Origin of the sequence: Pseudomonas sp. JUb52 (assembly GCF_004341115.1) — a bacterium.
Lineage (GTDB): Bacteria > Pseudomonadota > Gammaproteobacteria > Pseudomonadales > Pseudomonadaceae > Chryseomonas > Chryseomonas oryzihabitans.
The window spans coordinates 363930-388472 of the sequence record NZ_SLYS01000004.1 but is presented as its reverse complement, the minus strand read 5'-3'; the positions used below and the strand labels follow the sequence as shown (position 1 = coordinate 388472).

The window sequence follows — 24543 nt, the reverse complement described above, 5'->3', positions numbered from 1 at the left end:
GGCGATGCGCCGGGTCAGACGCGGAAGCGCGCGGCCAGGCTGTGGATCTCGTGGGTCAGCTCGGCGAGCTGGCGACTGGAGGTTTCGATCTGGTCGGCGCCGCGTTTGGACACGCCCGCCAGTTCGCGGATGTTGATCAGGTTGCGATCCACCTCGCGCGCCACCTGGGCCTGTTCCTCGGCGGCGCTGGCGATGACCAGGTTGCGCTCGTTGATGTCGCCGATGGCGACGAAGATGTGCTCCAGACTCTGGCCGGTGCGCTCGGTGGTTTCCAGGGTGGTGCCGGCCAGGGTATTGCTGCGCTGGATGGCGGTCACCGCCTGACCGGTGCCGGTCTGGATGTTGCCGATCATCTGCTCGATCTCCAGGGTCGACTGGCGGGTGCGCTGGGCCAGGCTGCGCACCTCGTCGGCCACCACGGCGAAGCCACGACCGGCATCGCCGGCGCGGGCCGCTTCGATGGCGGCGTTGAGCGCCAGCAGGTTGGTCTGCTCGGAGACGGCGCGGATCACGTCCAGCACCTTGCCGATCTGGTTGGCCTGCTGCGCCAGACTGGCGATGACAGTTTCGCTTTCCTTGACCGTGGTCTGCATGCTCTGCAATTCGCTGAGCACCTGGGCCACCTGGCCGCGACTGCCGGCGGCCAGGCGATCGGATTCGCGGGCGGTATCCGAGGTGGAGGCGGCGTTGCGCGCCACCTCTTCCACGGCGGCGGTCATCTCGGTCACCGCGGTCACGGCCTGTTCCAGCTCCTGTTGTTGCTGATTGAGGGTGCGGTTGCTCTGCGCTGTCACCTGGCCCAGTTCCCGGGCGGCGCCGTCGAGTCGTTCGGCGGTGCGATTGAGCTGGGCCAGGGTGTCGCGCTGGCGACTCTGCAGGGTGGCGAGACCGGCGAACAGCTGGCCGATCTCGTCATGGCTGCGCACCTCGATGCGGCGGGTCAGATCGCCTTCGCTCATGGCAGCGAAGTGCTCGCCGGCTTCGTTGAGCGGGGCCAGCACGCGACGGGCGATGAACCAGCCGGAGAGCACGGCCAGCAGCAGGGTCAGGCCGACCAGTAGCAGGCTGCCGATCTGGGCCTGGGACACGCGACTGTCGGAGGCGGCGAGCGTAGCCGCGATGCGGCTGGTGATCTCGTCGGTAAAGGCCTGGCGGGTGTCGGCGAAGGCCGTACTGGCCCCTTTGGCACCGTCGCTGATACGGATGTAGCCGGGCAGGTCGCCGGCGCGGCAGGCGGCGATCTGCCCTTCGACGATGGCCTTGTAGGCGTCGAAGGCCTTGAGCATGGCTTCGATCTGGCCGCTCAGCCTGGGATCGCTGACGTTGGCCTGCATGTCGGTGATCAGCGTGCGGGCGATGTCCAGCCGCTCCAGCGCCAGTTTCACCCCTTTCTCGGCCTTGGCCGCATCACCGTTGACCCGGTCGAGCATGGCGGTATGGGAATTGGCGCTGGCGCGACTGATCCAGGTGGCGGCGTTGTTGACCCGGTCCAGCTGCTCCATGGTCAGACTATCCAGGTCGCGGATCTGCTGGGCACTGGTGCGGGCGCTGATCCAGCCGTACAGGCAGGCGAGCAGCAGGCAGGCCACGAACAGGCTGAGGACGCTGTACATCCCAGTACGAATTCTTGTTGTTTTTTTCATGGTGGGCTCTCTGGCGACTTCGCTGGCTGGGGTGCGCAATACGACTTTGGTAAGGCTTTTCGCCAGCAGTACGCCAAGGCCCAGGCAGGCGTCGATGGCCTGGAGCCAGTCGGTATCAGTTAAGCGCTGAGAAGTCGTCGGATGTCTTCAGGAGAGCAGTAAAGCGTGGGCCCGACGAATGCCGGGCCCGAGAGGATCAGGACAGCGGGGTGAACTGGATGACTTCGACCCAGTAGCCGTCAGGGTCCTTGATGAAGGCGATTTCCTTCATGCTGCCGTCGGTCAGGCGCTTCTGGAAGGCAACGCCCAGCTGCTCGAACCGCTCGCAGGCGGCGCGGATGTCCGGGACCGCCACGCAGGTGTGGCCGAAGCCGCGGGGATCGCTGTTACCGTTGTGGTAGCTGAACTCGGCATCGTTCTCGGTACCGTGGTTGTGGGTCAGCTCGAGAATGCCCGGGGTCGACTTGCGCCAGCGCTGGCGGGCCTCCGGGTCTTCCGGCACCTGGTTGCGATCGACCAGGGCGAGAAAGGTCAGGCTGAACTTGGCCTCCGGGAAGTCCTTGTGATCGACCACGGTGAAACCCAGCACGCGGGTATAGAAATCCAGCGAGGTCTCCAGGTTCTTGACCCGCAGCATGGTGTGGTTGAAGACGAACTCGCGGGTGGCGGCGTCGGGCTGGGCGGTCACGCCCGGCAGGTTGTCGAATTGGCTCAGCGACATCAGGATTCTCCTGTGTAGGGTGTGGCAATTGGAGAGACGGCCCCTGCGCAACGTTCCCGCGAGGGGTGGCGCCTGGGCGGTCGCTCACGAAAAAGGGCGGGAAGTCTAAAGGCTTCCGGGGCCGCTGCCCAAAGCTTCCTGGCGCGGCTTGCCGCTGCGCTGTGCGACGAATGGTCGAAACCACCCGGTTAGAGCCGCAGTCGGATTTTACAAGCGCACTGCCTGTGCGATCCCAAGGAGACTGATATGAGCAGCACCAGCGACAAGATCAAGGGTACCGCCAAAGAAGTGGCCGGCAAGGTCAAGCAAGGCGTCGGCGAAGCCACCGACAATTCGCGCATGAAAGGCGAGGGTCGTGCCCAGGAAGCCGAAGGCAAACTGCAGAAGAACGTCGGCAAGGGCAAGGAAGCGGTCAAGAACACCATCGACCGCGCCTGAGTCCAGTCGTGATGAAAAGGCCGCCCCAGGGCGGCCTTTTCTTTTGCCCGTCAGGCCGGATCCAGCTCCGGATAGTGACGGAAGATGCCGTTCTCGCTGAACGGCAGGCGGCGGGGCGAGGCCAGATAGGCGGCGATGTTGGGTAGTGCCGCCACCCGTTCGGCCAGGGCCAGCACCCGTGGGATCTCCGGTGCCAGGCGCCGCATGGCATTGGGGAAGGCATAGGTCAGGCCGGCCACCACCTGAAACAGCGACAGGTCGACATAGGAGCGCCGGTCGCCCACCAGCCAATGGTCGCCCGCCGGGTTGTAGCCCAGCACCCGCTCGAAATAGCTCAGGTAGGTACGGATCCGTTCGCCGGCAAAGGCCTTGGCGCGGTGCCGGGCTTCGTCCTGCTGCTCTTCGTAGGTCAGGGAAATGGCCACCGGATGATGGACGTCATGGGCCTCGGCGGTGAGGTCGGTGATGGTCAGCTGCAGGCCGTGCACCCAGAAGCGGGCTTCCTCGTCGGCCGGTACCAGGTCCAGTCGCGGCCCGAGGAACTGGAGGATGTTGGCGACATGGGAGACGACCTCGTCGCCGGCCTTGAGAAAGGGCGGGGCGAAGGGCGGGCGGCGGGTCTTCTTGCCTTGTAGGTAGTCTTCCATGGCGGGTACACCCAGGCCTTCGCCTTCCGGGGCGTTGCCGACATCGAGATAGCTGGCGCCGGCTTCTTCGAGCGCCAGGCGGACGAATTCGCCGCGGCCCTGGATGCTGGGCCAGTAGTGCAGTTCATAACGCATGGAAACCTCCGTCTGCTGGGAATACGGGTCCAGAAAGGCTGACCCCCGGCAGGGTTCCGAGGTTTGCCCGCCGTGCGGCTTTCACGACGAAGCGCACAACCAATTCCCGTCGCTGAGACTCCTATCAACCAGCGGCTCGCGATAAGGACGGTGGGATGACAGGCAACAGCAGGCGGACGGTTCCATGCGCATAGGCATTCTTACCCACGTGAAACACCCGGTACGCCAGCCGTTCGCCGGCGGTCTCGAAGCCTTCACCTACGACATCACCCTGCAGCTACGCGAGCGTGGCCATGCGGTGACGCTGTTCGCCAGTTCGGCCTCGGCGCCGGAGCTGGAGGTGGTGCCCATCCTCGACGACGGCAACTACGGCGCGGACGGCTGCCGACGCAAGCGCAACGTGCTCAGCTCCGAATACCTCGACGAGCACCACGGCTATCTGGACTGCATGCAGCGCATCGATGGCTACGGCTTCGACGTCATCTTCAACAACGCCCTGCACTATGTGCCGATCACCATGTCCGGCTTGATCCGCACGCCCATGCTCACGGTGCTGCACACCCCGCCGTTCTTCGAATTGATCAACGCCATCGGCGAACTGCACAAGCGCGGTGGCGGCCATTACTGCACGGTGTCCCAGGCCAATGCCGACAACTGGGCGCACCTCGCGCCGGCCTGTCACGTGATTCCCAATGGCATCGACCTCGATGCCTGGCGCCCGCGCGATATGCCAAACGGCGATCATGCCCTCTGGTTCGGCCGCCTGGTGCCGGACAAGGGGCCGCACCTGGCGCTGGATGCCGCACGCGAGGCCGGTGTGGCTCTGCGCCTGGCCGGCCAGGCCACCGACGAGCGCTATTTCCGACAGGAGATCGAACCCCGCCTGGGGGACGGCGCCGTCTACCTCGGTCACCTGGACCGTACCGCCCTGGTAGCCGAAGTCGCTCAGGCCCGCGCCTGCCTGGTCACGCCCTGCTGGGACGAACCCTTTGGCCTGATCGTCGCCGAGGCCCTGGCCTGTGGCACGCCGGTCGCCGCCTTTGCCCGCGGCGCCCTGCCGGAGCTGCTTACCGCCGAGACCGGCGCCCTGGCCCCGCCGGGCGATGTCCCGGCCCTGGCGGCGGCCCTGCGCGAAGCCCTGTCGCTGTCCCGCAAGGCCTGCCGGGCTCGGGCCGAGGCCCAGTGGAGTCACCAGTTGATGATCGACCGCTACGAGCGTCTGCTCGCCGATGTCGCTGCCGGCCGAGTCGCCCGTGGCTAGACTGCCCGTGACTGAGCTGAACGTCGGCTACTACGCCCATCACCATGGCGCTGGTCACGTGACCCGCGCCCTGGCCATTGTCGCGGCCTTCGACGGTCCCCTGACCCTGTTCGGCAGTCGACTGCCCGAACGGGTGGCGCTGCCCAACGTGCAGCTCTGCCCGCTACCGCCCGACGTGGCCCCGGGCGTCGAAGGCGAAGCCTTCGCCTGCCTGCACTATGCGCCGCTGGGGGTGGCAGGGTTGCGCGAGCGCATGGGCCTGCTGGTGGACTGGTTTCGCCGCGCCTGGCCCTGCCTGCTGGTGGTCGACGTCTCGGTGGAGGTAGCGCTGTTGGCCCGGTTGTGCGGCGTGCCGACGATCTATCTGCGCCAGCGCGGCAGTCGCTTCGATGCCGCCCACGAACTGGCCTACGCCAGTGCCAGTCGCCTGCTGGCACCCTATCCGGACTGCCTGGAAGAGCCTGATACCCCGGCCGCCTGGCGGGCCAAGACCTGCTATGCCGGCAGCCTGTCGCGCTATGCCGGGCAAGGGCCCGACCGCGGGCGCGAGCCCGGCACGATCACCGTCATCGCCGGCCATGGCGGCACCGCCTTCAGCCGCGCGCGCCTGGTAGCGGCCGCCCGCGCCTGTCCCGCCTGGCACTGGACGGTGCTGGGTCCGGTGCTGGACGACGCCACCGAGGCACCGGCCAATCTGAGCTTCTTGGGCAGCGTGGCCGATCCTGCACCCTGGCTGACCCGCGCCGAGCTGGTGGTCGGCTCGGCGGGTGACAGCCTGGTGGCGGAACTGGCCGACCTGCGCTGCCGCTTCCTCTGCCTGCCGGACGCCCGGCCCTTCGACGAGCAACTGTCCACCGGGCGCCTGCTGGCCGCCCAGGACCTGGCGATCACCTGCGAAAGCTGGCCTGGCGACGACGCCTGGCCGGGGCTGCTGGCCAGGGCGCGCGAACTCGATCCCGAGCGCTGGGCGGCGGTAAGCGATGGCGAGGGCGCCCGGCGCGCCGCTGCCTGTATTCGACAGGTCGCCCAGGAGGTGCTGGCATGATCGTCCTGACCCTGGTCCATGGCCGCGAGCGGCAACTGGCCAATCTCATCCGCGGCCTGGAGCGGGCGCTGACCCCGCCTGCGGCCCTGGTGGTGGTGCAGATGAACGAGGCACCGCGCGCCTGGCACAGCCCGCGCTTTCCGATCCAGGTGCACGGGGTCGAGGGCGACGGCATCCTGCCCCTGGCTGCCGCGCGCAATGCCGCGGTGGCCGCCGCGCCAGGCGAGGAACTGGTGTTTCTCGACGTGGACTGCATCCCCGCACCGGAATTGCTCGACGCCTACCGGGAGGCGCTGGCGGCCCACCCTGAAGCCCTGCACCAGGGCTTCGTCCACTACCTGCCGGCGGGCGTCGCGGAAGGCGACTGGACGCCGGAAGAGCTGCGCGCCAGCGGCGTCGTCCATCCCCTGCACCGGGATCGTCCGCCTGGCGAGGCGATTCCCCATCCGCTGTTCTGGTCGCTCAACTTCGCCTGCACCCGTGCCACCTTCGGCCGCATCGGCGGCTTCGATGAGGGTTATCGCGGCTATGGCGGCGAGGACACCGACTTCGCCTTTCGCGCCCGCGCGGCAGGGGTGCCGGTCTACCAGGCCGAGGCGCGGGCCTTCCACCAGTACCATCCGACCTATCACCCACCGCTCAACCATTTCGCCAGCATCCTGGAGAACGCCCGGCGCTTCCAGGCGCGCTGGGGACTCTGGCCCATGGATGGCTGGCTGCGCGAATTCGCCGCCGCCGGCTACATCGAATTCGACGAAAGCCGCGGGATAGAGGAAATTCGCACGCCTACCGCCGCCGAGGTCGCCGCCTGCCGGGATGCCTCGGGGTCCGGCTTCTGACGTCAGGGCGCAACCAACCCGGCTCCTGCCACTCTGAAGGTAGGGCGGACCTGCAAAGCCGCCGGGCGCAGGCCGTGCAGGCCCGCCCTAGGAATCCTTCGTGAGGAACGTTCGTCAGGAGCCGTTATGTCCTTGTTTGCCTTCAGCCTGCGCGGCGTTTCGCCGTTCACCCTCATCAAGCGTGCCGTCCAGGAATTCGTGGCCGACGACATGCCCACCTATGCCGCAGCGCTGGCCTACCAGATGCTGTTTTCGCTGTTTCCCTTCCTGCTGTTCCTGATCGCCCTGATCGGCTTCCTGCACCTGCCGGACTTCTTTACCTTCCTGCGCGAACAGGCCGCCTATCTGCTGCCGGTCACGGCACTGGATACGGTCAATCCCATCATCGACCAGTTGCAAACGCAGAAGGGAGGACTGCTGTCCTTCAGTATCATCGTCGCCCTCTGGTCCGCCTCCGGTGGCTTCCGCTCGCTGATGACCGCCATGAACAGCGCCTATGACGTGGTGGAAAGCCGCCCGGCCTGGAAGCGCATTCCCCTGTCGGTGCTGCACACCATCGGCCTCGCCGGGCTGCTGCTCAGCGCCGCCGCCCTCATGGTGCTGGGACCCCAGGTGATGAACTGGCTGGCCGCCTACGTGGGGCTGGAAGACTACATGGTGACCGTCTGGGCGCTGATTCGCTGGCCGCTAGCGGTGTTCCTGCTGATGATTGCCGTGGCGGCGCTCTACTACGTCACCCCGGACGTGAAGCAGAGTTTCCGCTTCATCACCCCCGGCTCAATGCTGGCGGTGGTGGTCTGGATCCTGGCGTCCCTGGGCTTCGGCTACTACGTGCAGAACTTCGCCAACTACAACGCCACCTACGGCAGCATCGGCGCCATCATCGTGCTGTTGCTGTACTTCTATCTGTCGTCCGCAGTCCTGCTGTTCGGCGCGGAGATCAATGCGGTGATCGAGCACCACAGCGACGACGGCAAGGAAAAGGGCGAGAAGACCCCGGGTGATGGCGGGGTGGAAGGTGACGAGGACATCCAGGCGGCCCAGGCGGAAGAAGAGGGCGTGCTGGGTGAGGCGCGGGTGGTGCAGCGCCCGGAGCGTCGCACCTGAGGCCGTAGGGTGGATAACGGCGCCAGCCTTATCCACCGCTCACCGGCGACCTTGGTTGTGGAAAACGCTAAGCGGTTTTCCACGCTACAGGTCTCGTCTTGAAAACGATCCGGTTTTCTCGCTAAGAAAATCGCGGCCATGGGCCGCTCCTACAGGCTCCTAGGTAACCGTAGGAGCGGCCCATGGCCGCGATGAAACGCCTTACTTCGCCTTGCCCTGGTTGGCCACCGCGGCCATCTTGGCGGCGACCTCGTCCGGGTCGGCCAGGTAGTAGTGCTTGGTGGGCTTGAGGTCTTCGTCGAACTCGTACACCAGCGGCACGCCGTTGGGGATATTGAGGCTGACGATGTCGTTGTCGGAGATGTTGTCCAGGTACTTGATCAGGGCGCGCATGGAGTTGCCATGGGCGACCACCAGTACGCGCTGGCCGCTGCGGATGGCCGGCGCCAGGACTTCGTTCCAGTAGGACAGGACGCGCTCGACGCAATCCTTGAGGCATTCGGTGCGCGGCACCTGATCCAGCGACAGACCGGCATAGCGCGGGTCGGCGGCCAGGGCCTGCTGCTCCTCGACACTCTGCTCGGGCGGCGGCACGTCGTAGCTGCGACGCCAGACCAGCACCTGGTCTTCACCGTACTGAGCCGCGGTCTCGGACTTGTTCAAGCCGGTCAGGCCGCCGTAGTGACGCTCGTTGAGGCGCCAGTCGCTCACTACCGGCAACCACATCTGGTCCATGCCTTCCTGCACGTGCCAGAGGGTGCGCACGGCGCGCTTGAGTACCGACACATGGGCCACGTCGAAGAGGAAGCCGGCGTCCTTGAGTGCCTTGCCGCCCTCGTGGGCCTCGCGGATCCCCTGCTCGGTCAGATCCACATCCGCCCAGCCACTGAAGCGGTTTTCCAGGTTCCACGCCGACTGGCCATGGCGGATGAATACGACTTGCGACATGCGACCTCCATCTTGGGATTCATTGTTTGGCTCACGCCTACGCGAAGCTGTGCCAAACATACCGCAGATGGAGGCGACCGGCATGGGCATCACGGAAACCGTGATGCGTCCGGCACTCGGGAAGAGCCTTAGGCCGCCAGGGCGCGGCGGGTACGGGCGATGACCCGTTCCAGGCTGTCGGCCGCGTTGTATTGCTCGGGGTAGAGGCGCTCGCTGCGACAGGCCACGCCACGCTCGTCGACCACGGTGAAGCTGAAGCCGCCCTTGCGCGAAGCCGGGGTGGTGATGCAGTGGAACGGCGCAAAGGCCGCCTGGAGATGTTGCATGGCCGCGATGGCCTGATTTTGAATGTTCATATGACTATCCTTGGGATCCACGCTCAGTCGGCGCGGTGAAATAACTCCAGCAACCTCGTACCCATAACGGCCGACGGCTGAATCTCTGGCTGGAGGAAGGCAGCGTGTGGGCGAAACGCCCAGGCATGCAGGTAAGTACTTGGGAAGGCAGGCAACCGGCCGGGCACGAGATTCAGAGGCCGCGGCGGCAGATCCTGAGCAATCGAGGGATCAGTCGATCCGGATGACGCTGATTTCGCGCTGCTACAACGAGCGGAAAGGCGTCCAGCGATTGGGGTCAGCTTGGTACTAACCCGATCAAGCTAGCAGGATAGATGCCAGCCGCGCAAGCCCGTCGGTCGGTGACGGGCTCGGTGGTCACTAGCGCTCGACGAGCTGCATCCAGGCGGCGGGATAGCGCGTACCGGCCACCTGTTCCGGCGTGAAAAGTCGCTCCAGCTCGGCGTTTTCGTCTGCGCTCAAGTGCACCTCGAGCGCGGCGAGATTCTCCTGCAGATAACGCCGCCGACGAGTGCCCGGGATGGGGATGACGTCCTCGCCCTGGGCCAGCACCCAGGCCAGGGCCACCTGGCCCGCGGTCACGCCCTTGGCCTCGGCCAGCGCCCGTACCCGGTCCACCAGTGCCAGGTTGCGCTGGAAGTTCTCGCCCTGGAAGCGGGGACTCAGGCGGCGGTAGTCGTCCGCGGCGAAGTCCTCCGGCGAGTTCAGGGCGCCGGTAAGAAAGCCGCGGCCGAGCGGGCTGTAGGCCACCAGCGCCACCCCCAGTTCGCGGCAGGTGGCGAGGACCCCGTGTTCGTGCGGATCGCGCGACCACAGCGAGAATTCGCTCTGCAGGGCGGAGATGGGATGGACCCGGTGAGCACGTCTCAGGGTCTCGCTGGAGGCCTCGCTCAGCCCCAGGTAACGGACCTTGCCGGCCTGCACCAGCTCGGCCATGGCGCCCACCGTCTCCTCGATTGCCACCTCGGGATCGACCCGGTGCTGGTAGTAGAGATCAAGCTGCTCGACGCCCAGCCGGCGCAGGCTGCCGTCCACCGCCTGGCGCACGTACTCGGGCCGGCCATTCACGCCGCGGGCGGTGGGATCGGCACTACGCACCAGGCCGAACTTGGTGGCGAGGAATACCCGCTCGCGGCGGCCACGCAGGGCGCGGCCGAGCAGCTCTTCGTTATGGTGCGGTCCATAGGCATCGGCGGTATCCAGCAGGGTCACGCCGCGTTCCAGGGCCAGGTCCAGGGTGGCCAGGGCCTCGGTCTCGTCGGTGGTGCCATAGAATTCACTCATGCCCATGCAGCCCAGCCCCAGGGCGGATACCAGCGGGCCAGCGCGGCCCAGTCGTCGTTGCAGCATGACATTCGCTCCTCTCGTGAAAGACGGGATCAGTCTCGCTATTGAGCCAGGCTGAACAAAGCTGCTATCACGACAGACAGTATTCGACAGGAATGAATGATCTTGGATCGATTGGCAGCCATGCGCGGTTTCGTGCGCATCGTCGAGCGTCGCTCCTTCAGCCGGGCGGCCGCCGATCTCGGCCTGTCGCCAGCGATGGCGACGCTGCTGGTGCAGCAGCTGGAAGCCCACCTGGGGGTGACGTTGCTGCACCGGACCACCCGCCGCGTCAGCCCGACCCTGGACGGCGCCGCCTACTACGAGCGCTGCGTCAGCTGGCTGGCCGAGCTGGACGATATCGAAGGGGTCTTCAGCCAGCGGCGGCGCCAGCCACGCGGTCGATTGCGGGTGGATCTGCCGGGGTCCCTCGGGCGCGCCCTGCTGATTCCGGCGCTGCCGGACTTCTACCAGCGCTATCCTGATCTGGAGCTGGTGATCAGCGCCGATGACCGGTCGGTGGACGTCATCGGCGAGGGCATCGATTGTGTCCTGCGCAGCGGGCCGTTGCTCGACGAAGGCCTGGCCGCCCAGCCCCTGGGCGAGCTGGTACAGGTGACCTGTGCCAGTCCGAGCTATCTAGCCCGTCAGGGCCAGCCGGACGACCTCGCGGACCTCGCCCAGCACCAGCTGGTGCACTACCGCTCCCAGCGCAGCGGCCGCCGGCTGCCCTTCGAATTCCTCTGCGAGGGTGAGCTGCACGGTCTGGATCAACCCGGACGCCTGACCCTCAGCGGCGCCGACGTCTATGTCGGTGCCGCCCTGGCCGGGCTGGGCCTGATCCAGGCGCCGCGCTATCACGTGGCCGCGGATCTGGCCGCCGGCCGGCTGTGCGAAGTCCTGCCCGGCCTGCCACCGCCGGGCTTACCGCTGGCGGCGGTCTACCCCCTGGCCAGCCAGACCTCACCGCGGGTACGCGCCTGGGTCGAGTGGCTGCAGGAGGTGTTCGCCGCCGTGGATCCGGCCTGGCTAAGGCAGTGAGATCACTCCACGAGGAAGATGGCCGCCGAGAGCTGTCCGCAGGCGGCAGCCGTCAGGCCGTGCCGCTGCAGGTAGCGCTCGACTCGCCAGCGGCCCAGGGCATAGCCAAGATGGCGAGGCAGATCGCCACTGCCGAAGAACCAGCGGGCGTGGTCGTACGGTTGCTGCAAAGCAGCGTTCAGGGTGTCCCAGTATCCAGCCATTTCTTGGTGCGCGGCCTGGGCGTAGAAGGGCAGCTGGCCTGTCAGTTCGTGTTCGAATTGGCAGGCCAGGCCTTCACTGACCAGGACTTCCCCCAGCGTGGTGCCGTAACCGGGGCCGGCATGCCGTAGGCAATGGTGCAGTTCATGGCCGAGCAACGCGGTGAAGGTGTCGGGCAAGGCGCGCTGCAGGTGGGGACTGTCGGGATCCAGGGTCAGAAACACCCGCTCGGCGTCCGGACTGTAGCCATTCAGGCCGAGCTCCGGGATCACCCAGGCGCCTGCCTGTACCACCACGTCGACCCGCTGTTCCGGCAGGTACGCGGCAATCCGCGTCAAGGCGTGGGCAAATGTCTCTTCCAGGACCGAGCACCAGGGATCCAGGCGCCCGCTGGCGTTGAGCAGGTGTAGTACGCAAGGCATCCTGGCGTCTCCGGGGCACGGCCCGTCCTTATAGACGAGGTCGCGCCCCTTTGTCCGCTACTTGCCCGCCTCGCGCGGCTCCGGCTGGCTGTGGCCAAAGGCCTGGCCCAGGTCATCGCCGGAGGTGGTGCGGTTGTCATCGGTGCGCCATTTGGCGACGTCGGCGGCGCTGACCGGGGCGGTGGCGTTGCCCCAGCTGGCGCGGATGAAGCTGACCACGTCGGCCACCTGGGCATCGTTCAGCCGCCAGCCGAAGGGCGGCATGACGATGGTCGACGGCGCGGTGTGCAGGCCGGGCAGGGTGCCGCCCTTGAGCACGATGTTGATCAGCGAACTGGCGTCGGCCGTGCGCAGCACCGGATTGCCGGCCAGTGCCGGGAACACCCGGTCGTAGCCCTGGCCATCGGTGCGGTGACAGGCGGCGCAGTTGTCCACATAGACCTGGGCGCCACGGGCGCTGTCGTCACCGCGCCAGAGCGCCGCGGCGGCGCGCCCGTCGGTCTGGAAGGGCGCGTCCTGCGGATCCTTGGCCGGCAGGGTCTTGAGGTAGCGGGCGATGGCCTGCAGGTCGGCGTCGCTCAGGTACTGCAGGCTGTGCTGCACCACCTCGGTCATGCCGCCGAACACCGCGCTGTCGGCGGAGCGCCCGGTCTTGAGGAATTGCACCAGCTGCGCTTCGCTCCAGCTGCCCAGGCCGTCGCGGTGATCACCGCGCAGGTTCTTGGCGATCCAGCCTTCCAGGGGCGCGCTGCCGGCCAGGAAGTCCTTGCCGTCGGCGGGGGAGAGCGCCTTCTCCTGCATGGTGAAGGCGCGCGGGGTGTGGCAGGCGCCACAGTGGCCGAGGCCTTCGACCAGGTAGGCGCCGCGGGCCACCACCGGATCCTGATCGGGCGCGGGCTGGAATTGCACCACCTCGGGGGCGAACAGCTGGCGCCAGATCGCCAGCGGCCAGCGCATGGACAGCGGCCAGGGGATGTCGCTGTCGCGATTGGCCTGCTCGACCGGCGTTACGCCGTGCATGAAGTAGGCATAGAGGGCGCGCATGTCGCCCTCGCTGACCCGGGCATAGGAGGGGTAGGGCATGGCCGGATAGAGGGTATGGCCCTCCTTGGCGATGCCCTGGCGGATGGCGGCGTCGAAGTCGACATAGCTGTAGTCGCCGATGCCGGTCTGCCGATCCGGGGTGATGTTGGTGGAATAGAGGGTGCCGATGGGCGTCTGCATGGGCAGGCCGCCGGCGAAGGGCTGGCCGCCCGGCGCCGTGTGGCAGGCCACGCAATCGCCGGCGCGGGCCAGGTATTCGCCCTTCTTGACCAGCGCCGGGTTGGTGTCTTCGGCGGCCTGGGCCGCCAGCGCCAGGCCGCTGCCCAGGAGCAGGGTCGCGAGGGTACGAAGGATCATGGGCGCGCCTCTCATGCCTGCACCAGCGGGCCGGGATTTTTCAGGTACTGCTCGCGGATGGCCCGCGCCGACCAGTAGGTCAGGGCCGCCACCAGGCCGGTGGGGTTGTAGCCCAGGCCCTGGGGAAAGGCCGAGGCGCCCGGCACGAAGACGTTGTGCACGTCCCAGCTCTGCAGGTAGCGATTGACTGCGCTGGTCTTGGGGTCGGTGCCCATGATGGCGCCACCGTTCAAGTGGGTGGTCTGGTAGCTGGCGGTGTTGAAGTGACCGCCGAAATCCTTGACCGACACGCTGATGTGCTCGGGATTCATGGCCTCGGCGATCTTCTTCATCTTGGCCGCCATGAAGCGGGTCATGCGGATGTCGTTGTCCTTCCAGTCGAAGGTCATGCGCAGCAGCGGCTGCCCATAGGCGTCGCGGTAGGTGGGATCCAGATCCAGGTAGTTGTCGCGATAGGACTGGTGCGCGCCGTGGGCGTCCATCGACAGCTGGTGGTTGTAGTAGCCGGCCTGGGCCTTTTTCCAGGCGCTGCCCCATTGCGGCGTGCCGGGCGGATTGGCCGCGCCGGCAATGGGCCGGGTGCCGGCCTGGTTGACCCACATGGGCGAGCCACCAACGAAGCCGTGGGGGCCGTGGTCGAAGTTGTCGGCGTTGAAGTCGTCCACCGCCACGCCATTGCCACCGGCGCCGATGAAGGGGTTGGTGTGGTGCTGATCCTGGCGGAAGAAGGCCTTGATGGTGGCCATGTTCTGGTAGGCGAAGTTGCGTCCGACCACGCCTTCGCCGGTCCTTGGATCATAGGGCTGGCCGATGCCCGACAACAGCATGAGGCGCACGTTGTTGAACTGGAAGGCGGCGAGGATGACGATGTCGGCCGGCTGCTCCAGCTCCTGGCCCTGGGCGTCCAGGTAGGTCACTCCGGTGGCCTTCTTGCCAGTGCTGTCCAGGTTCACCTTGAGCACATGGGCCTGGCTGCGCAACTCGAAGCGCGGTTCCTGCTTGAGCGCCGGCAGGATGTTCAGGTTCGGCGAGGCCTTGGAATACATGTAGCAGACGTAGCCGCTGCAGTAGCCGCAGAAGTTGCAGGGCCCCATCTGGCAACCGTAGGGGTTGGTGTAGGGACCCGAGGTGTTGGCCGAGGGCAGGTTGTAGGGGTGATAGCCCACCTCCCGCGCGGCCTTCTCGAACAGCTGCGCCGAGACGGTGTTCTTTTGCGCCGGCAGCGGGAAGTCGCTGGAGCGATCCGGCGCATAGGGATTGCCACCCTTGCCGTCGCCCACCACCTGGCCCTTGATGCTCCAGGCGGTGCCCGAGGTACCAAAGACCTTTTCCGCGAAATCGAAGTAGGGCTCCAGCTCGGCGTAGCTGACGCCGAAATCCTGGATGGTCATGCCGTCGGGGATGAATTTCTTGCCGTAGCGCTCTTCATAATGACTGCGCAGGCGCAACTCCGCCGGGTCGACGCGGAAATGCACCCCCGACCAGTGCAGACCGGCGCCGCCCACGCCATCGCCGGGCAGGAAGACGCCGAGCTGGCGATTGGGCAGGGCGACGTCGTTGACGCTGTGGCGGATGGTGACGGTTTCCTTGGAGACATCGACGAACAGCTTCTTGCGGATGCTGTAGGTGAGTTCGTCGATCACCTGGGGATAGGAGCCGTCGGGATAGGTGTCGCGGTAGCTGCCACGTTCCAGGGCCACCACGTCCAGGCCGGCCTCGGTCAGTTCCTTGGCCATGATGGCCCCCGTCCAGCCGAAGCCGACGATCACTACCTGCTTGCTGGGCAATACCTTGGCCATCAACCGCGCTCCCCGCGAATGGAGACCGGGGGCAGCGGATAGCGCTCGTCGCGCTCCACCCAGTCCATGAAGTCGGCGCGGGCCCCGGGGAAATTCACCAGTTTCCAGCCGACCAGTTCCTTGTTGCCGCCATGCAGCGGGTCGCAATAGAAGCCTTCCCGGGTGTTCTGCAGCAGCTGGGCGAAGAACAGCTTGGCCGGTACGCCGTCCAGGCTGGCGTCACCGCTTTCCAGGGCCTTGAGGGCCGCGTCCTGCTCAGCGGGTGCCAGCTCGGCGAAGACCTTACCGTGCTGCTGGCGGATCCAGCGATCCACCGCGGCGATGCCCAGGCGATAGAGGTCCTGGGGTACCAGGCGACTCTGGTAACCCATCTCGGGTGCGGCATCGGTGGCGAAGGGGCCCTGCATGTACCAGAGGCCGCCACAGGCATAGGGGGTCTGCATCTGCCGGTCGATGAATTCCGATGCGCCGGCTTCCAGCGCGCCCGGGCCGAGGTCGTCCGCCGGAATCAGCCGGGCCACCGCGGCCTGCACGAAGGCCCATTCCTCGGCGGTAAAGAACACCGGTTGATAGTGGTCGGCGCGCGGACTGCTGCCCGGCTTGCTCTCCGGGGAGGGCGCGGCGAGGGCCAGGCCCGAGGAGGCACCGCCCGCCAGGGCGACCACGGGAATCAGGCTCAGGGACTTGCGCAGGAAGTCGCGGCGGGCCGGGACGGAATCGTCTGCGGACATGGTCAGGGTCTCATCAGGTGCCCGACGTGGAACCGCAGGGCTTATGGTTAGCTAGCTAATATGTTGGAATATTACCAACATCTGCCGATCGCGGTTACATTTTGTCGCAGGTGTGCAGAGCCCTGGCGGTCCGGCAAGTTCCCACTGCTGCAGCATCGGCATGGAAAAGCGCCCAAGCCGCGGCCGTGGGCGGTTCCTGCTACCCGGGCGAGCCGGCGGCGGACGCCAGGCAAGGCGGTCCTTTCCGTCGTGTCCAGGTTTTCCGGTCAGGTAGCGGAGGGCGTGGCGCCCAGCTCCAGGCCTGGGGTTACCTAAGGTTCCACCTGCGTAAGCACCATAAGAGTGCAAGTTGCACAAGGTGATACCTAACGAAGCAAGCCGAACGGGCACTCATACCTGAAAGAAATCGCTTTGCACATCAGATGGTTAGCGCGATAGCGCGGTGGAACGCCGCTTTTTCACCGCTTTCCGCGAGGCATTGCACCCTTTGCGTTCATTTTGTGCCGATTTCAGCCCGGCTGGCGCGCAAGTTGCACTTGGGAGGCTTTCCGTTGTCAGGTAACACCTTATGTCCAACGTAGAATGCAACCTCTCTCCGGCGCTCAAACCGCGCCACGTGACCATGTTGTCCATCGCCGGGGTAATCGGTGCCGGTCTGTTTGTCGGCTCCGGTCATGCCATCGCCGCGGCCGGTCCTGCCGTACTGCTGGCCTATGCCCTGGCCGGTACCCTGGTGGTGCTGGTCATGCGTATGCTGGGTGAAATGGCCGTCGCCTCGCCCGATACCGGTTCCTTCTCTTCCTATGCGCAGCAGGGCATCGGCCGCTGGGCCGGCTTCACCATCGGCTGGCTGTACTGGTGGTTCTGGGTGCTGGTGATCCCGCTGGAGGCCGTGGCAGCCGCCGCCATCCTCAATGCCTGGTTCCCGGCGATCGCCACCTGGCAGTTCGCCCTGATCATCACCGGCATCCTGACCGTGACCAACCTGTTCAGCGTCGCCAAGTACGGCGAGTTCGAATTCTGGTTCGCCCTGCTCAAGGTCATCGCCATCGTCGCCTTCATCGCCCTTGGCGCGGCCGCCCTGGTCGGCGCCCTGCCGGGTCGCGAGGTCAGCGGCCTGAGCAATCTGATGGCCCATACCGGCGGCTTCATGCCCAATGGCTTCGGCGCGGTGCTGGGTGCCCTGCTGACCACCATGTTCAGCTTCATGGGGACCGAGATCGTCACCATCGCCGCTGCCGAGTCCAAGGACCCGTCGCGGCAGATCAGCAAGGCCACCAACTCGGTGATCTGGCGGATCGCGCTGTTCTACTTGGTCTCCATCTTTCTGGTGGTGTCCATGGTGCCTTGGAACGATGCCCAGCTGCCGATCGTGGGTTCCTACCAGCGCGCCCTCGAGGTGCTGTCGATTCCCAATGCCAAGCTGATCGTCGACTGCGTGGTGCTGGTCGCCGTGGCGAGCTGCCTGAACTCGGCGCTCTATACCGCTTCGCGCATGCTTTATTCCCTGGCCCGCCGTGGCGACGCCCCGGCCAAGATGGGTCGTGCCTCCAGCAGCGGCGTGCCGCGCGCTGCCGTGCTGGCCAGTACCGCCGTGGGCTTCCTGACCACCATCGCCAACTACACCATGCCCGAGGCGGTATTCAGCTTCCTGCTGTCCACCTCCGGCGCCGTGGCCCTGCTGGTCTATCTGGTGATCGCCGTGACCCAGCTGCGCCTGAGACGCAAGCTGATCGCCCGTGGCGAAACCCTGGAGTTCCGTATGTGGCTGTTCCCCTGGCTGACCTGGGCGGTGATCGTCTTCATTGTCGGCGCCCTGACCGTGATGCTGTTCAGCGAAGCCCATCGCTTCGAGATCCTGGCGACTGGTCTGCTGGCGCTGCTGGTCGTGGCCATCGGCACCTGGGTAGGCCGGCGTCAGCCCGCCACCCCGAGCCTGGCCGCTGCCGCGCGCTGATGACCAGAGGCTTCCGGCACCACCGGGCGTCGGAAGCGCTCCTTTCTGGAGCACAGAGTTCCTTCCAGGCTGGACAGCGGCTGCGGTAACAGGTAGAACAGCACTCCTGTTTGCTGGCCTTCTGGCCAACTGTACAGCTCAAATTCCCGCGGTGTTCCCTCTGGTAACCAAATTTTGCACTGCAATGGTGCAATACGTTACAGAATGACCCAAATTGCAGCAGTACAGTTGCAGTTGTGTGCTGAGTGATCCGCGAACCTTTCCCTGGACTGTTACTGGTGGTAGCACTCGCCTGGCGAGACAATGGCGCCATTCGATGACCAGTACCCGTCACAAGCGGGAAGGAAAGCCACCATGGAACGCACCTTCAGTTCCTCGCTGTACAACGCCAAGCCCAGCAACCGTGTGCCCGCTGCCCTGCGCGTTATCTCCACCCTGTCCACCTGGCAGCGTCGCATCGCCAGCCGTAACGAACTGGCCCGCCTGGACGCCCGTATGCTGGCCGACGCCGGTATCACCGAGGCCCAGCGCTACCAGGAAATGCACAAGCCCTTCTGGCGCTAAGCCCGGCTGCTGCATCCTTTCCACAGACCCCGCTTCGGCGGGGTTTGTCTTGTCTGCAGGCTGAACGGCAGACAGCAAAAAGCCCCGGCATGCCGGGGCTTTCTATTACCGCTGGGAAAGGGCGGTTACTGCATGTTGTTCTGATTACGGGCGTCGACCTTGTTGGGCTTCTCGGTCTTGAAGGGCACATCGGTGCCACCGTCCGCGCCGCCCTTGACGGTGGTCTTGCCGGGTACGGCTTCGGTAGCCGAGCCGTTGACGGCCGTGGCGCTCTTGGAGGTTTCGGCCGCGAAGACACCCGTGGCCATCGACAGCATCACAGCAGCAGTAGAGGTGATCAGCAGCTTTTTCATGAGTTCGGCCTCGTCAAATGAACCTGTGAATCTGATGGGGCCCGCGCCATCAGGGTCGCGGGCATCAGCTGCAGACGGGCAGGTCCACAGCGCACGTCTCAGTTGACTGCGGCCCGGAATGCCGGGTTCCAGGGCATTTGTGAACATTTGTGGGCGAATGACCGCTCCGCTGTCGGGCCTGCGCCGCGCGTCCTCGCCGTAGCGCTTCCCAAGCGGCGCCCGGCGCCTGACAATTCGTCAGACGAACCCCCTGCGCCGCCTGTGGTCAGTTCGCAGATCGCGCCTCTTCCACCGATAAGGACAATCATGAGGGCTCTCCGCCTTGCTCGCCTCTGCCAGGTAACGGCTGCTCTGACCCTGGTAACGCTGTTACCGGGCTGCTCCCAGGAGCAACCGCCCACCGAGGAACTGGCGCGGGTGGTGGTGGTGCAGCTGAGTCCGATAAAGGACAGTCAGCGCATCCCCTTCACCGGGGATATCCAGGCGCGGGTGCAGGCGCCGCTCGGTTTCCGCGTGAGTGGCAAGATCAGCGAGCGGCTGGCGGATGTCGGCGATCGCGTGCGCGAGGGTCAGGTCCTGGCCCGGCTAGATCCCCAGGATCTGCGCAACAACCTGGCCGCCGCCCAGGCCCAGGTGGAAGCCCAGGAAGCCCGCACCCGGCTGGCGCGGGTCGATTTCGAGCGCCAGGCCGCCCTGCTGCCCAAGGGCTATACCAGTCGCAGCCAGTACGACCAGGCCCAGGCCACCCTCGACGGCGCCCGCAGCGCCCTGCAGACCGCCGCCGCCCAGCGCGACGATGCGCGCAAGCAACTGGGCTATACCGAATTGCGCGCCAGCGCCGCCGGGGTGCTGACCGCCCGCCACGCCGAAGCCGGGCAGGTGGTGCAGGCCGGCACGGCGATCTTCGACCTGGCGGTGAGCGGCGACCTCGACGCCGTCTTCGATCTCTACGAATCCCTCGCCCGCGAACTCAAGGTCGGCCAGACCCTGCCCGTCGCCCTGCAGGCGCAACCGGCCGTCACGACCCGGGGCACCCTGCGCGAGATCGCCCCGACCGTGGCGAGCAGTGGCACGGTGCGCGTCAAGGTACAACTCGATCGACCCCCGGCGGCCATGACCCTGGGGGCGGTGGTCAATGCCCAGCTCGAGGGCGCGACCGAGCAGGGCTTCGCCTTGCCCTGGACGGCGCTGAACGGCACCACCGAGCAGCCCGCCGCCTGGCGCCTCGGCGACGACGGGCGGGTCAGCCTGCAGCCGCTGCGCATCGAACGCTTTACCCGCGACAGCATCATCGTCAGCGAGGGCCTCAAGGCCGGCGACCGCATCGTCGTCGCCGGCGGTCAGGCGCTGAGTCCCGGGCAGAGGGTCGAAGTCGCCGAGCGCTCCGCCTTCAATGAGGTGCGCCCATGAAGCCGCTGCTGCCGCTGTGCCTGCTGCTGGTCCTGGCGGGCTGCTCCGATGACGAGGCCCCGCCACCGCCGATCCGGCCGGTGGCGACGCTGACCTTGAGTGCCCCGCCGCCCGGGCGCGAGGTCTTTGCCGGCAGCATCCAGGCGCGCTACGAGAGCGTGCTGGGCTTTCGCGTCGGCGGCCGCATGACCCGCCGGCTGCTGGACGTGGGTCAGCCGGTGCGCCGTGGCCAATTGCTGGCGGCGCTGGACCCCACCGATCAGGACAATGCCCTGCGCAGTCGCCAGGGCCAGACCGCCGACGCCGAGGCCCAGTGGCGCGACGCGCGCAACGATGCCCGGCGCCAGCAGCAGCTGTTCGACCAGGGCGTCGGCTCACGCTCCCAGCTGGATCAGGCGCTGACCCGCCTGCATACCCTGGAAGCCGCCCGCGAGCAGGCCCAGAGCGCCGAGCGCCAGGCCCGCGATCAGCGCGACTATGCCGAGCTCTACAGCGATTTCGACGGCGTGATCACCGCCTGGCAGGCCGAGGTCGGCCAGGTGGTGTCCGCCGGTCAGCCGGTGGTGCGGGTCGCCCGCCCGGACGTCCGCGAGGCGGTGCTGGACCTGCCGGCCCAGGCCATCGGTCAGCTGACCCCAGGCCGTGTGCTGACGGTGCGCATGGCGCTGGATCCGGCCGTGGCGGTCGCGGGCCGGGTGCGCGAGATCGAGCCCCAGGCCGATGCCACCACCCGCACCCGCCGGGTGCGCCTGACCCTGGACGAGCCGCCGGCCGCGCTGCGTATCGGCAGCCTGGTGCAGGGCGAGCTGGAGTCACCGCCGGCGGCCGGCCTGGCCCTGCCAGCGCAGGCGCTGCGGCGCCAGAATGGCCAGACCGCGGTCTGGGTGGTGGAAGGCCGGGGCGAGCAGGCCCAGGTGCGCCAGCGCCCGGTCGAGGTGCTGCGCGAGGCCGATGGCCTGGCGTGGATCGGCAAGGGCCTGAAGGTGGGTGAGCGAGTGGTGACGGCAGGGGTGAACAGTCTCGAGGAGGGACAGCGGGTGAAGGATCAGGAGGGCGCTCGGCCATGAAAGGCTTCAACCTGTCGGACTGGGCGCTGCGCCACCAATCCTTCGTCTGGTACCTGATGTTCGTCGCCCTGCTGATGGGTGTCTTCTCCTACATGAAGCTGGGACGCGAGGAAGATCCGTCCTTTGCCATCAAGACCATGGTCATCCAGACCCGCTGGCCGGGGGCGACCACCGAGGAGACCCTGCGCCAGGTCACCGAGCGGGTGGAAAAGAAGCTCGAAGAGCTGGATTCCCTCGACTACACCAAGAGTTTCACCCGGCCGGGGCAGTCCACGGTATTCGTCTACCTGCGCGACACCACGCCGGCCAAGGCGATTCCCGACATCTGGTACCAGGTGCGCAAGAAGGTCTCGGACATCCAGGGCGAATTCCCCCAGGGCATCCAGGGCCCGGCCTTCAACGACGAATTCGGCGACGTCTTCGGCAGCATCTATGCCTTCACCGGCGACGGCTTCAGCATGCGCCAGCTGCGCGACCAGGTGGAGCAGGTCCGCCGCGAGATCCGCAGCGTGCCGGGCATCGGCAAGGTGCAGCTGATCGGCGCGGAGAACGAGGTCATCTACCTGGACTTCTCCACCCGCAAGCTGGCCGCCCTGGGGCTGGACCAGCGCCAGGTGATGCAAAGCCTGCAACAGCAGAATGCGGTGACCCCCTCGGGCACCATCGAATCCGGCGCCGAGCGCATCAGCGTGCGCACCAGTGGCGAATTCCGCTCCACCGCCGATCTGGCCGCGGTCAATCTGCGCATCGACGACCGCTTCTACCGCCTCACCGACCTGGCCGACATCCGCAGCGGCTACGCCGATCCGCCCAGTTCGCTGTTCCGCTACAACGGCCAGCCGGCGATCGGCCTGGCCATCGCCATGAGCAGCGGCGGCAACATCCAGACCTTTGGCAAGGCGCTCACCGAAAAGATGCGGGAGCTGACGGCCGACCTGCCGGTGGGCATCGGCGTGCACGTGGTCTCCAACCAGGCGCAGGTGGTGGAAAAGGCCGTCGGCGGCTTTACCCAGGCGCTGTTCGAGGCGGTCATCATCGTGCTGGTGGTGAGCTTCATCAGCCTCGGCGTGCGCGCTGGCCTGGTGGTGGCGCTGTCGATTCCCCTGACCCTGGCGCTGGTGTTCGTCTTCATGGAATACAGCGGCATCACCATGCAGCGGATTTCCCTGGGCGCCCTGATCATCGCCCTGGGCCTGCTGGTGGACGACGCCATGATCACCGTGGAGATGATGGTGACCAAGCGCGAGGAGGGCGAGTCGCTGCACCGCTCGGCGACCTATGCCTACGAGTCGACCGCCTTTCCCATGCTCACCGGCACCCTGGTGACGGTGGCCGGCTTCGTGCCCATCGGCCTCAACTCCAGCAGCGCGGGCCAGTACACCTTCACCCTGTTCGCGGTGATCGCCGTGGCGCTGCTCTTGTCCTGGATCGTCGCGGTGTTCTTTTCCCCGGTAATCGGCGTGCACATCCTGCCGAAGAAGGTGAAGCCCAAGGATCATGACCAGCCCGGCCGCTTGGCGCGCTGGTCCGACGGCCTCTTGCTGGGCGCCATGCGCCACCGCTGGCTGACTATCATCCTCACGGTGCTGCTGTTCGCCGCGGCGCTGTTCTCGATGAAGTTCGTGCAGAACCAGTTCTTCCCCTCCTCGGATCGACCCGAACTGCTGATCGACTTCAACCTGCCGCAGAACGCCTCCCTCGACGCCACCCGGGCGCAGATGGACAGATTCGAGAAGACCCTGGCCGACGATCCGGACGTGGCCCACTGGAGTTCCTATGTCGGCCAGGGCGCGGTGCGCTTCTACCTGCCGCTGGACCAGCAGCTGGAGAATCCCTTCTATGGCCAGGTGATCCTGGTCGCCAAGGACCTGGAGGCGCGCAATCGCCTCCTGCCCAAGCTCAAGCAGCGGCTGCGCCAGGACTTCGTCGGCCTGTCCGGCTACGTCCAGCCGCTGGAGATGGGACCGCCGGTGGGCCGGCCGATCCAGTACCGCATCAGCGGTCCGGACGTCGCCGAGGTACGCCGCCAGGCACTGGCGCTGGCCAGCGTGCTGGGCAAGAGTCCGCAACTGGGCGACTTCCTCTACGACTGGAACGAGCCGGCGCGGATGCTCAAGGTCGAGGTCAATCAGGACAAGGCGCGGCAGCTGGGCTTCTCGTCCCAGGACGTGGCGCAGATCCTCAATGGCGTGGTGACGGGGACCCCGGTGACCCAGGTGCGCGACGACATCTACCTGGTCAATGTGGTGGCCCGCGCCAGCGAGGCCGAACGGCGCTCGGTGGAGACCCTGGAGAATCTGCAGATCATGACGCCCCAGGGCGTCGCGGTGCCGCTCAAGGCCTTCGCCCGTATCGACTACGCCCTGGAGCAGCCGCTGGTGTGGCGTCGCGATCGGCTGCCCACCATCACCCTCAAGGCCTCGATCCTCAGCGAGATCCAGGCGCCGGATCTGGTCAAGCAGCTGCAGCCGGAGGTGGATGCCTTCATCGCCAAGCTGCCGCCGCGCTACCAGGTGGCGGTGGGCGGCACGGTGGAGGAGAGCAGCAAGGCCCAGGGGCCCATCGCCGAGGTGGTGCCGCTGATGCTGTTCCTCATGGCCACCTTCCTGATGATCCAGCTGCACAGCATCCGCAAGCTGTTCCTGGTGGCGAGCGTGGCGCCCCTCGGCCTGATCGGGGTGGTGCTGGGGCTGATCCCCTTCGGCCAGCCGCTGGGCTTCGTCGCCATCCTCGGGGTGCTGGCGCTGATCGGCATCATCATCCGCAACTCGGTGATCCTGGTGACCCAGATCGATGCCTTCGAGCAGGCCGGTCGCTCGCCCTGGGACGCCGTGGTGGAAGCCACCCGGCACCGCCGCCGGCCGATCCTGTTGACCGCCGCCGCGGCCAGCCTGGGCATGATTCCCATCGCCCGCGAGGTGTTCTGGGGGCCCATGGCCTATGCCATGATCGGCGGGATCGTCGCGGCGACGCTGCTGACGCTGCTGTTCCTGCCGGCGCTCTACATCGCCAGCTATCGCATTCGCGAGCCGGAGCACCGGGGCTGATGGCCGGGGCCTGGTCGGAACGCCAGGCAAAAAAACGGCCCTCCGGCTGAGGTCTCCAAGGGAGACGTCTGCCGGAAGGCCGCA

General features: G+C 66.7%; 22 protein-coding genes. 11 read left to right on the top strand and 11 right to left on the bottom strand.

Annotated elements, in window-relative coordinates:
- Nucleotides 1-14: 14 nt before the first annotated feature.
- Nucleotides 15-1643: a methyl-accepting chemotaxis protein gene (locus tag EC839_RS09670; protein WP_080568394.1), complete on the bottom strand. Its 1629-nt coding sequence runs from the start codon at nt 1641-1643 to the stop codon at nt 15-17.
- A gap of 196 nt (nt 1644-1839) precedes the next feature.
- Nucleotides 1840-2364 carry a lactoylglutathione lyase gene (gloA, locus tag EC839_RS09665; RefSeq protein WP_007161449.1) on the bottom strand — a complete coding sequence of 175 codons (525 nt, stop codon included), beginning with the start codon at nt 2362-2364 and terminating at the stop codon, nt 1840-1842.
- Between the two features lie 246 nt (nt 2365-2610).
- On the opposite strand from gloA, the gene EC839_RS09660 reads away from it, so the two are divergent.
- On the top strand, nt 2611-2802 hold the full coding sequence (locus EC839_RS09660) for a CsbD family protein (RefSeq protein WP_007161448.1): 192 nt from the start codon (nt 2611-2613) through the stop codon (nt 2800-2802).
- Between the two features lie 50 nt (nt 2803-2852).
- Here the strand turns inward: EC839_RS09660 and EC839_RS09655 are convergent, their stop codons facing one another.
- The gene (locus EC839_RS09655) at nt 2853-3584 is read right to left on the bottom strand and encodes a glutathione S-transferase (protein ID WP_007161447.1); all 732 of its coding nucleotides are present in this window, start codon (nt 3582-3584) and stop codon (nt 2853-2855) included.
- Between the two features lie 184 nt (nt 3585-3768).
- Here EC839_RS09655 and EC839_RS09650 point away from each other — a divergent pair, with 184 nt between their 5' ends.
- The 4 genes from EC839_RS09650 to EC839_RS09635 all read left to right on the top strand — a co-directional run bounded on the left by EC839_RS09650 (nt 3769) and on the right by EC839_RS09635 (nt 7836).
- A complete protein-coding gene (locus tag EC839_RS09650) occupies nt 3769-4845 on the top strand; it encodes a glycosyltransferase (protein ID WP_132832522.1) in 1077 nt (358 codons plus the stop codon).
- Nucleotides 4838-5890 (top strand): hypothetical protein, encoded by a 1053-nt coding sequence (locus tag EC839_RS09645; RefSeq protein WP_237709564.1) that lies wholly within the window; start codon nt 4838-4840, stop codon nt 5888-5890. Before EC839_RS09650 ends, EC839_RS09645 begins: the two co-directional genes overlap by 8 nt.
- Nucleotides 5887-6729: a galactosyltransferase-related protein gene (locus tag EC839_RS09640; protein ID WP_007161444.1), complete on the top strand. Its 843-nt coding sequence runs from the start codon at nt 5887-5889 to the stop codon at nt 6727-6729. The genes EC839_RS09645 and EC839_RS09640 overlap by 4 nt, the downstream gene beginning before the upstream one ends.
- Nucleotides 6730-6855: 126 nt before the next feature.
- On the top strand, nt 6856-7836 hold the full coding sequence (locus EC839_RS09635; RefSeq protein WP_007161443.1) for a YihY/virulence factor BrkB family protein: 981 nt from the start codon (nt 6856-6858) through the stop codon (nt 7834-7836).
- A 201-nt stretch (nt 7837-8037) separates the two neighbouring features.
- On the opposite strand, the gene gpmA is transcribed toward EC839_RS09635, so the two are convergent.
- From gpmA to EC839_RS09620, 3 genes are all read right to left on the bottom strand, one after another.
- Nucleotides 8038-8784, bottom strand: coding sequence for a 2,3-diphosphoglycerate-dependent phosphoglycerate mutase (gene gpmA, locus EC839_RS09630; protein ID WP_007161442.1), 747 nt, complete (start codon nt 8782-8784; stop codon nt 8038-8040).
- Between the two features lie 128 nt (nt 8785-8912).
- On the bottom strand, nt 8913-9140 hold the full coding sequence (locus EC839_RS09625) for a hypothetical protein (RefSeq protein WP_007161441.1): 228 nt from the start codon (nt 9138-9140) through the stop codon (nt 8913-8915).
- A 360-nt stretch (nt 9141-9500) separates the two neighbouring features.
- On the bottom strand, nt 9501-10490 hold the full coding sequence (locus tag EC839_RS09620) for an aldo/keto reductase (RefSeq protein ID WP_007161440.1): 990 nt from the start codon (nt 10488-10490) through the stop codon (nt 9501-9503).
- A 96-nt stretch (nt 10491-10586) separates the two neighbouring features.
- On the opposite strand from EC839_RS09620, the gene EC839_RS09615 reads away from it, so the two are divergent.
- Nucleotides 10587-11507 (top strand): LysR family transcriptional regulator, encoded by a 921-nt coding sequence (locus tag EC839_RS09615; RefSeq protein WP_007161439.1) that lies wholly within the window; start codon nt 10587-10589, stop codon nt 11505-11507.
- 2 nt (nt 11508-11509) lie between these two features.
- On the opposite strand, the gene EC839_RS09610 is transcribed toward EC839_RS09615, so the two are convergent.
- Genes EC839_RS09610 through EC839_RS09595 form a run of 4 tightly spaced genes read right to left on the bottom strand, consistent with a single transcriptional unit; the run spans nt 11510 to nt 16061 of the window.
- A complete protein-coding gene (locus tag EC839_RS09610) occupies nt 11510-12130 on the bottom strand; it encodes a DUF2268 domain-containing putative Zn-dependent protease (protein WP_007161438.1) in 621 nt (206 codons plus the stop codon).
- A 57-nt stretch (nt 12131-12187) separates the two neighbouring features.
- A complete protein-coding gene (locus tag EC839_RS09605; protein WP_007161437.1) occupies nt 12188-13531 on the bottom strand; it encodes a cytochrome c in 1344 nt (447 codons plus the stop codon).
- Nucleotides 13532-13542: 11 nt separating this feature from the next.
- Entirely contained in the window at nt 13543-15330 is a 1788-nt protein-coding gene (locus tag EC839_RS09600) for a GMC family oxidoreductase (RefSeq protein ID WP_007161436.1), read from the bottom strand.
- Nucleotides 15330-16061: a gluconate 2-dehydrogenase subunit 3 family protein gene (locus EC839_RS09595; protein WP_132832521.1), complete on the bottom strand. Its 732-nt coding sequence runs from the start codon at nt 16059-16061 to the stop codon at nt 15330-15332. Before EC839_RS09595 ends, EC839_RS09600 begins: the two co-directional genes overlap by 1 nt.
- 568 nt (nt 16062-16629) lie before the next feature.
- On the opposite strand from EC839_RS09595, the gene gabP reads away from it, so the two are divergent.
- Together gabP and EC839_RS09585 are read left to right on the top strand one after the other, a co-directional pair.
- On the top strand, nt 16630-18018 hold the full coding sequence (gabP, locus tag EC839_RS09590) for a GABA permease (RefSeq protein ID WP_007161434.1): 1389 nt from the start codon (nt 16630-16632) through the stop codon (nt 18016-18018).
- Between the two features lie 354 nt (nt 18019-18372).
- On the top strand, nt 18373-18582 hold the full coding sequence (locus EC839_RS09585) for a DUF1127 domain-containing protein (RefSeq protein WP_007161433.1): 210 nt from the start codon (nt 18373-18375) through the stop codon (nt 18580-18582).
- A gap of 125 nt (nt 18583-18707) precedes the next feature.
- On the opposite strand, the gene EC839_RS09580 is transcribed toward EC839_RS09585, so the two are convergent.
- Nucleotides 18708-18935, bottom strand: coding sequence for a hypothetical protein (locus tag EC839_RS09580; RefSeq protein ID WP_007161432.1), 228 nt, complete (start codon nt 18933-18935; stop codon nt 18708-18710).
- A 306-nt stretch (nt 18936-19241) separates the two neighbouring features.
- Between EC839_RS09580 and EC839_RS09575 the strand changes: the two genes are divergently transcribed.
- Genes EC839_RS09575 through EC839_RS09565 form a run of 3 tightly spaced genes read left to right on the top strand, consistent with a single transcriptional unit; the run spans nt 19242 to nt 24459 of the window.
- Nucleotides 19242-20345: an efflux RND transporter periplasmic adaptor subunit gene (locus tag EC839_RS09575; protein WP_132832520.1), complete on the top strand. Its 1104-nt coding sequence runs from the start codon at nt 19242-19244 to the stop codon at nt 20343-20345.
- Complete coding sequence (locus EC839_RS09570) at nt 20342-21412, top strand: efflux RND transporter periplasmic adaptor subunit (protein WP_007161430.1); 1071 nt, start codon at nt 20342-20344, stop codon at nt 21410-21412. The genes EC839_RS09575 and EC839_RS09570 overlap by 4 nt, the downstream gene beginning before the upstream one ends.
- Nucleotides 21409-24459 (top strand): efflux RND transporter permease subunit, encoded by a 3051-nt coding sequence (locus tag EC839_RS09565; RefSeq protein WP_007161429.1) that lies wholly within the window; start codon nt 21409-21411, stop codon nt 24457-24459. The genes EC839_RS09570 and EC839_RS09565 overlap by 4 nt, the downstream gene beginning before the upstream one ends.
- The last annotated feature ends 84 nt before the right edge of the window (nt 24460-24543 follow it).

Bases quoted from the DNA above. Each gene is read 5' to 3' on its own strand.
- EC839_RS09620 (WP_007161440.1), bottom strand. From the start codon at position 10,490: ATGCTGCAACGACGACTGGGCCGCGCTGGCCCGCTGGTATCCGCCCTG.
- EC839_RS09625 (WP_007161441.1), bottom strand. From the start codon at position 9,140: ATGAACATTCAAAATCAGGCCATCGCGGCCATGCAACATCTCCAGGCG.
- EC839_RS09635 (WP_007161443.1), top strand. From the start codon at position 6,856: ATGTCCTTGTTTGCCTTCAGCCTGCGCGGCGTTTCGCCGTTCACCCTC.
- EC839_RS09585 (WP_007161433.1), top strand. From the start codon at position 18,373: ATGGAACGCACCTTCAGTTCCTCGCTGTACAACGCCAAGCCCAGCAAC.
- EC839_RS09610 (WP_007161438.1), bottom strand. From the start codon at position 12,130: ATGCCTTGCGTACTACACCTGCTCAACGCCAGCGGGCGCCTGGATCCC.
- EC839_RS09670 (WP_080568394.1), bottom strand. From the start codon at position 1,643: ATGAAAAAAACAACAAGAATTCGTACTGGGATGTACAGCGTCCTCAGC.
- EC839_RS09660 (WP_007161448.1), top strand. From the start codon at position 2,611: ATGAGCAGCACCAGCGACAAGATCAAGGGTACCGCCAAAGAAGTGGCC.
- gabP (WP_007161434.1), top strand. From the start codon at position 16,630: ATGTCCAACGTAGAATGCAACCTCTCTCCGGCGCTCAAACCGCGCCAC.
- EC839_RS09580 (WP_007161432.1), bottom strand. From the start codon at position 18,935: ATGAAAAAGCTGCTGATCACCTCTACTGCTGCTGTGATGCTGTCGATG.
- EC839_RS09640 (WP_007161444.1), top strand. From the start codon at position 5,887: ATGATCGTCCTGACCCTGGTCCATGGCCGCGAGCGGCAACTGGCCAAT.
- EC839_RS09605 (WP_007161437.1), bottom strand. From the start codon at position 13,531: ATGATCCTTCGTACCCTCGCGACCCTGCTCCTGGGCAGCGGCCTGGCG.
- EC839_RS09595 (WP_132832521.1), bottom strand. From the start codon at position 16,061: ATGTCCGCAGACGATTCCGTCCCGGCCCGCCGCGACTTCCTGCGCAAG.
- gloA (WP_007161449.1), bottom strand. From the start codon at position 2,364: ATGTCGCTGAGCCAATTCGACAACCTGCCGGGCGTGACCGCCCAGCCC.
- EC839_RS09600 (WP_007161436.1), bottom strand. From the start codon at position 15,330: ATGGCCAAGGTATTGCCCAGCAAGCAGGTAGTGATCGTCGGCTTCGGC.
- EC839_RS09575 (WP_132832520.1), top strand. From the start codon at position 19,242: ATGAGGGCTCTCCGCCTTGCTCGCCTCTGCCAGGTAACGGCTGCTCTG.
- EC839_RS09650 (WP_132832522.1), top strand. From the start codon at position 3,769: ATGCGCATAGGCATTCTTACCCACGTGAAACACCCGGTACGCCAGCCG.
- EC839_RS09655 (WP_007161447.1), bottom strand. From the start codon at position 3,584: ATGCGTTATGAACTGCACTACTGGCCCAGCATCCAGGGCCGCGGCGAA.
- EC839_RS09615 (WP_007161439.1), top strand. From the start codon at position 10,587: ATGATCTTGGATCGATTGGCAGCCATGCGCGGTTTCGTGCGCATCGTC.
- EC839_RS09565 (WP_007161429.1), top strand. From the start codon at position 21,409: ATGAAAGGCTTCAACCTGTCGGACTGGGCGCTGCGCCACCAATCCTTC.
- gpmA (WP_007161442.1), bottom strand. From the start codon at position 8,784: ATGTCGCAAGTCGTATTCATCCGCCATGGCCAGTCGGCGTGGAACCTG.
- EC839_RS09570 (WP_007161430.1), top strand. From the start codon at position 20,342: ATGAAGCCGCTGCTGCCGCTGTGCCTGCTGCTGGTCCTGGCGGGCTGC.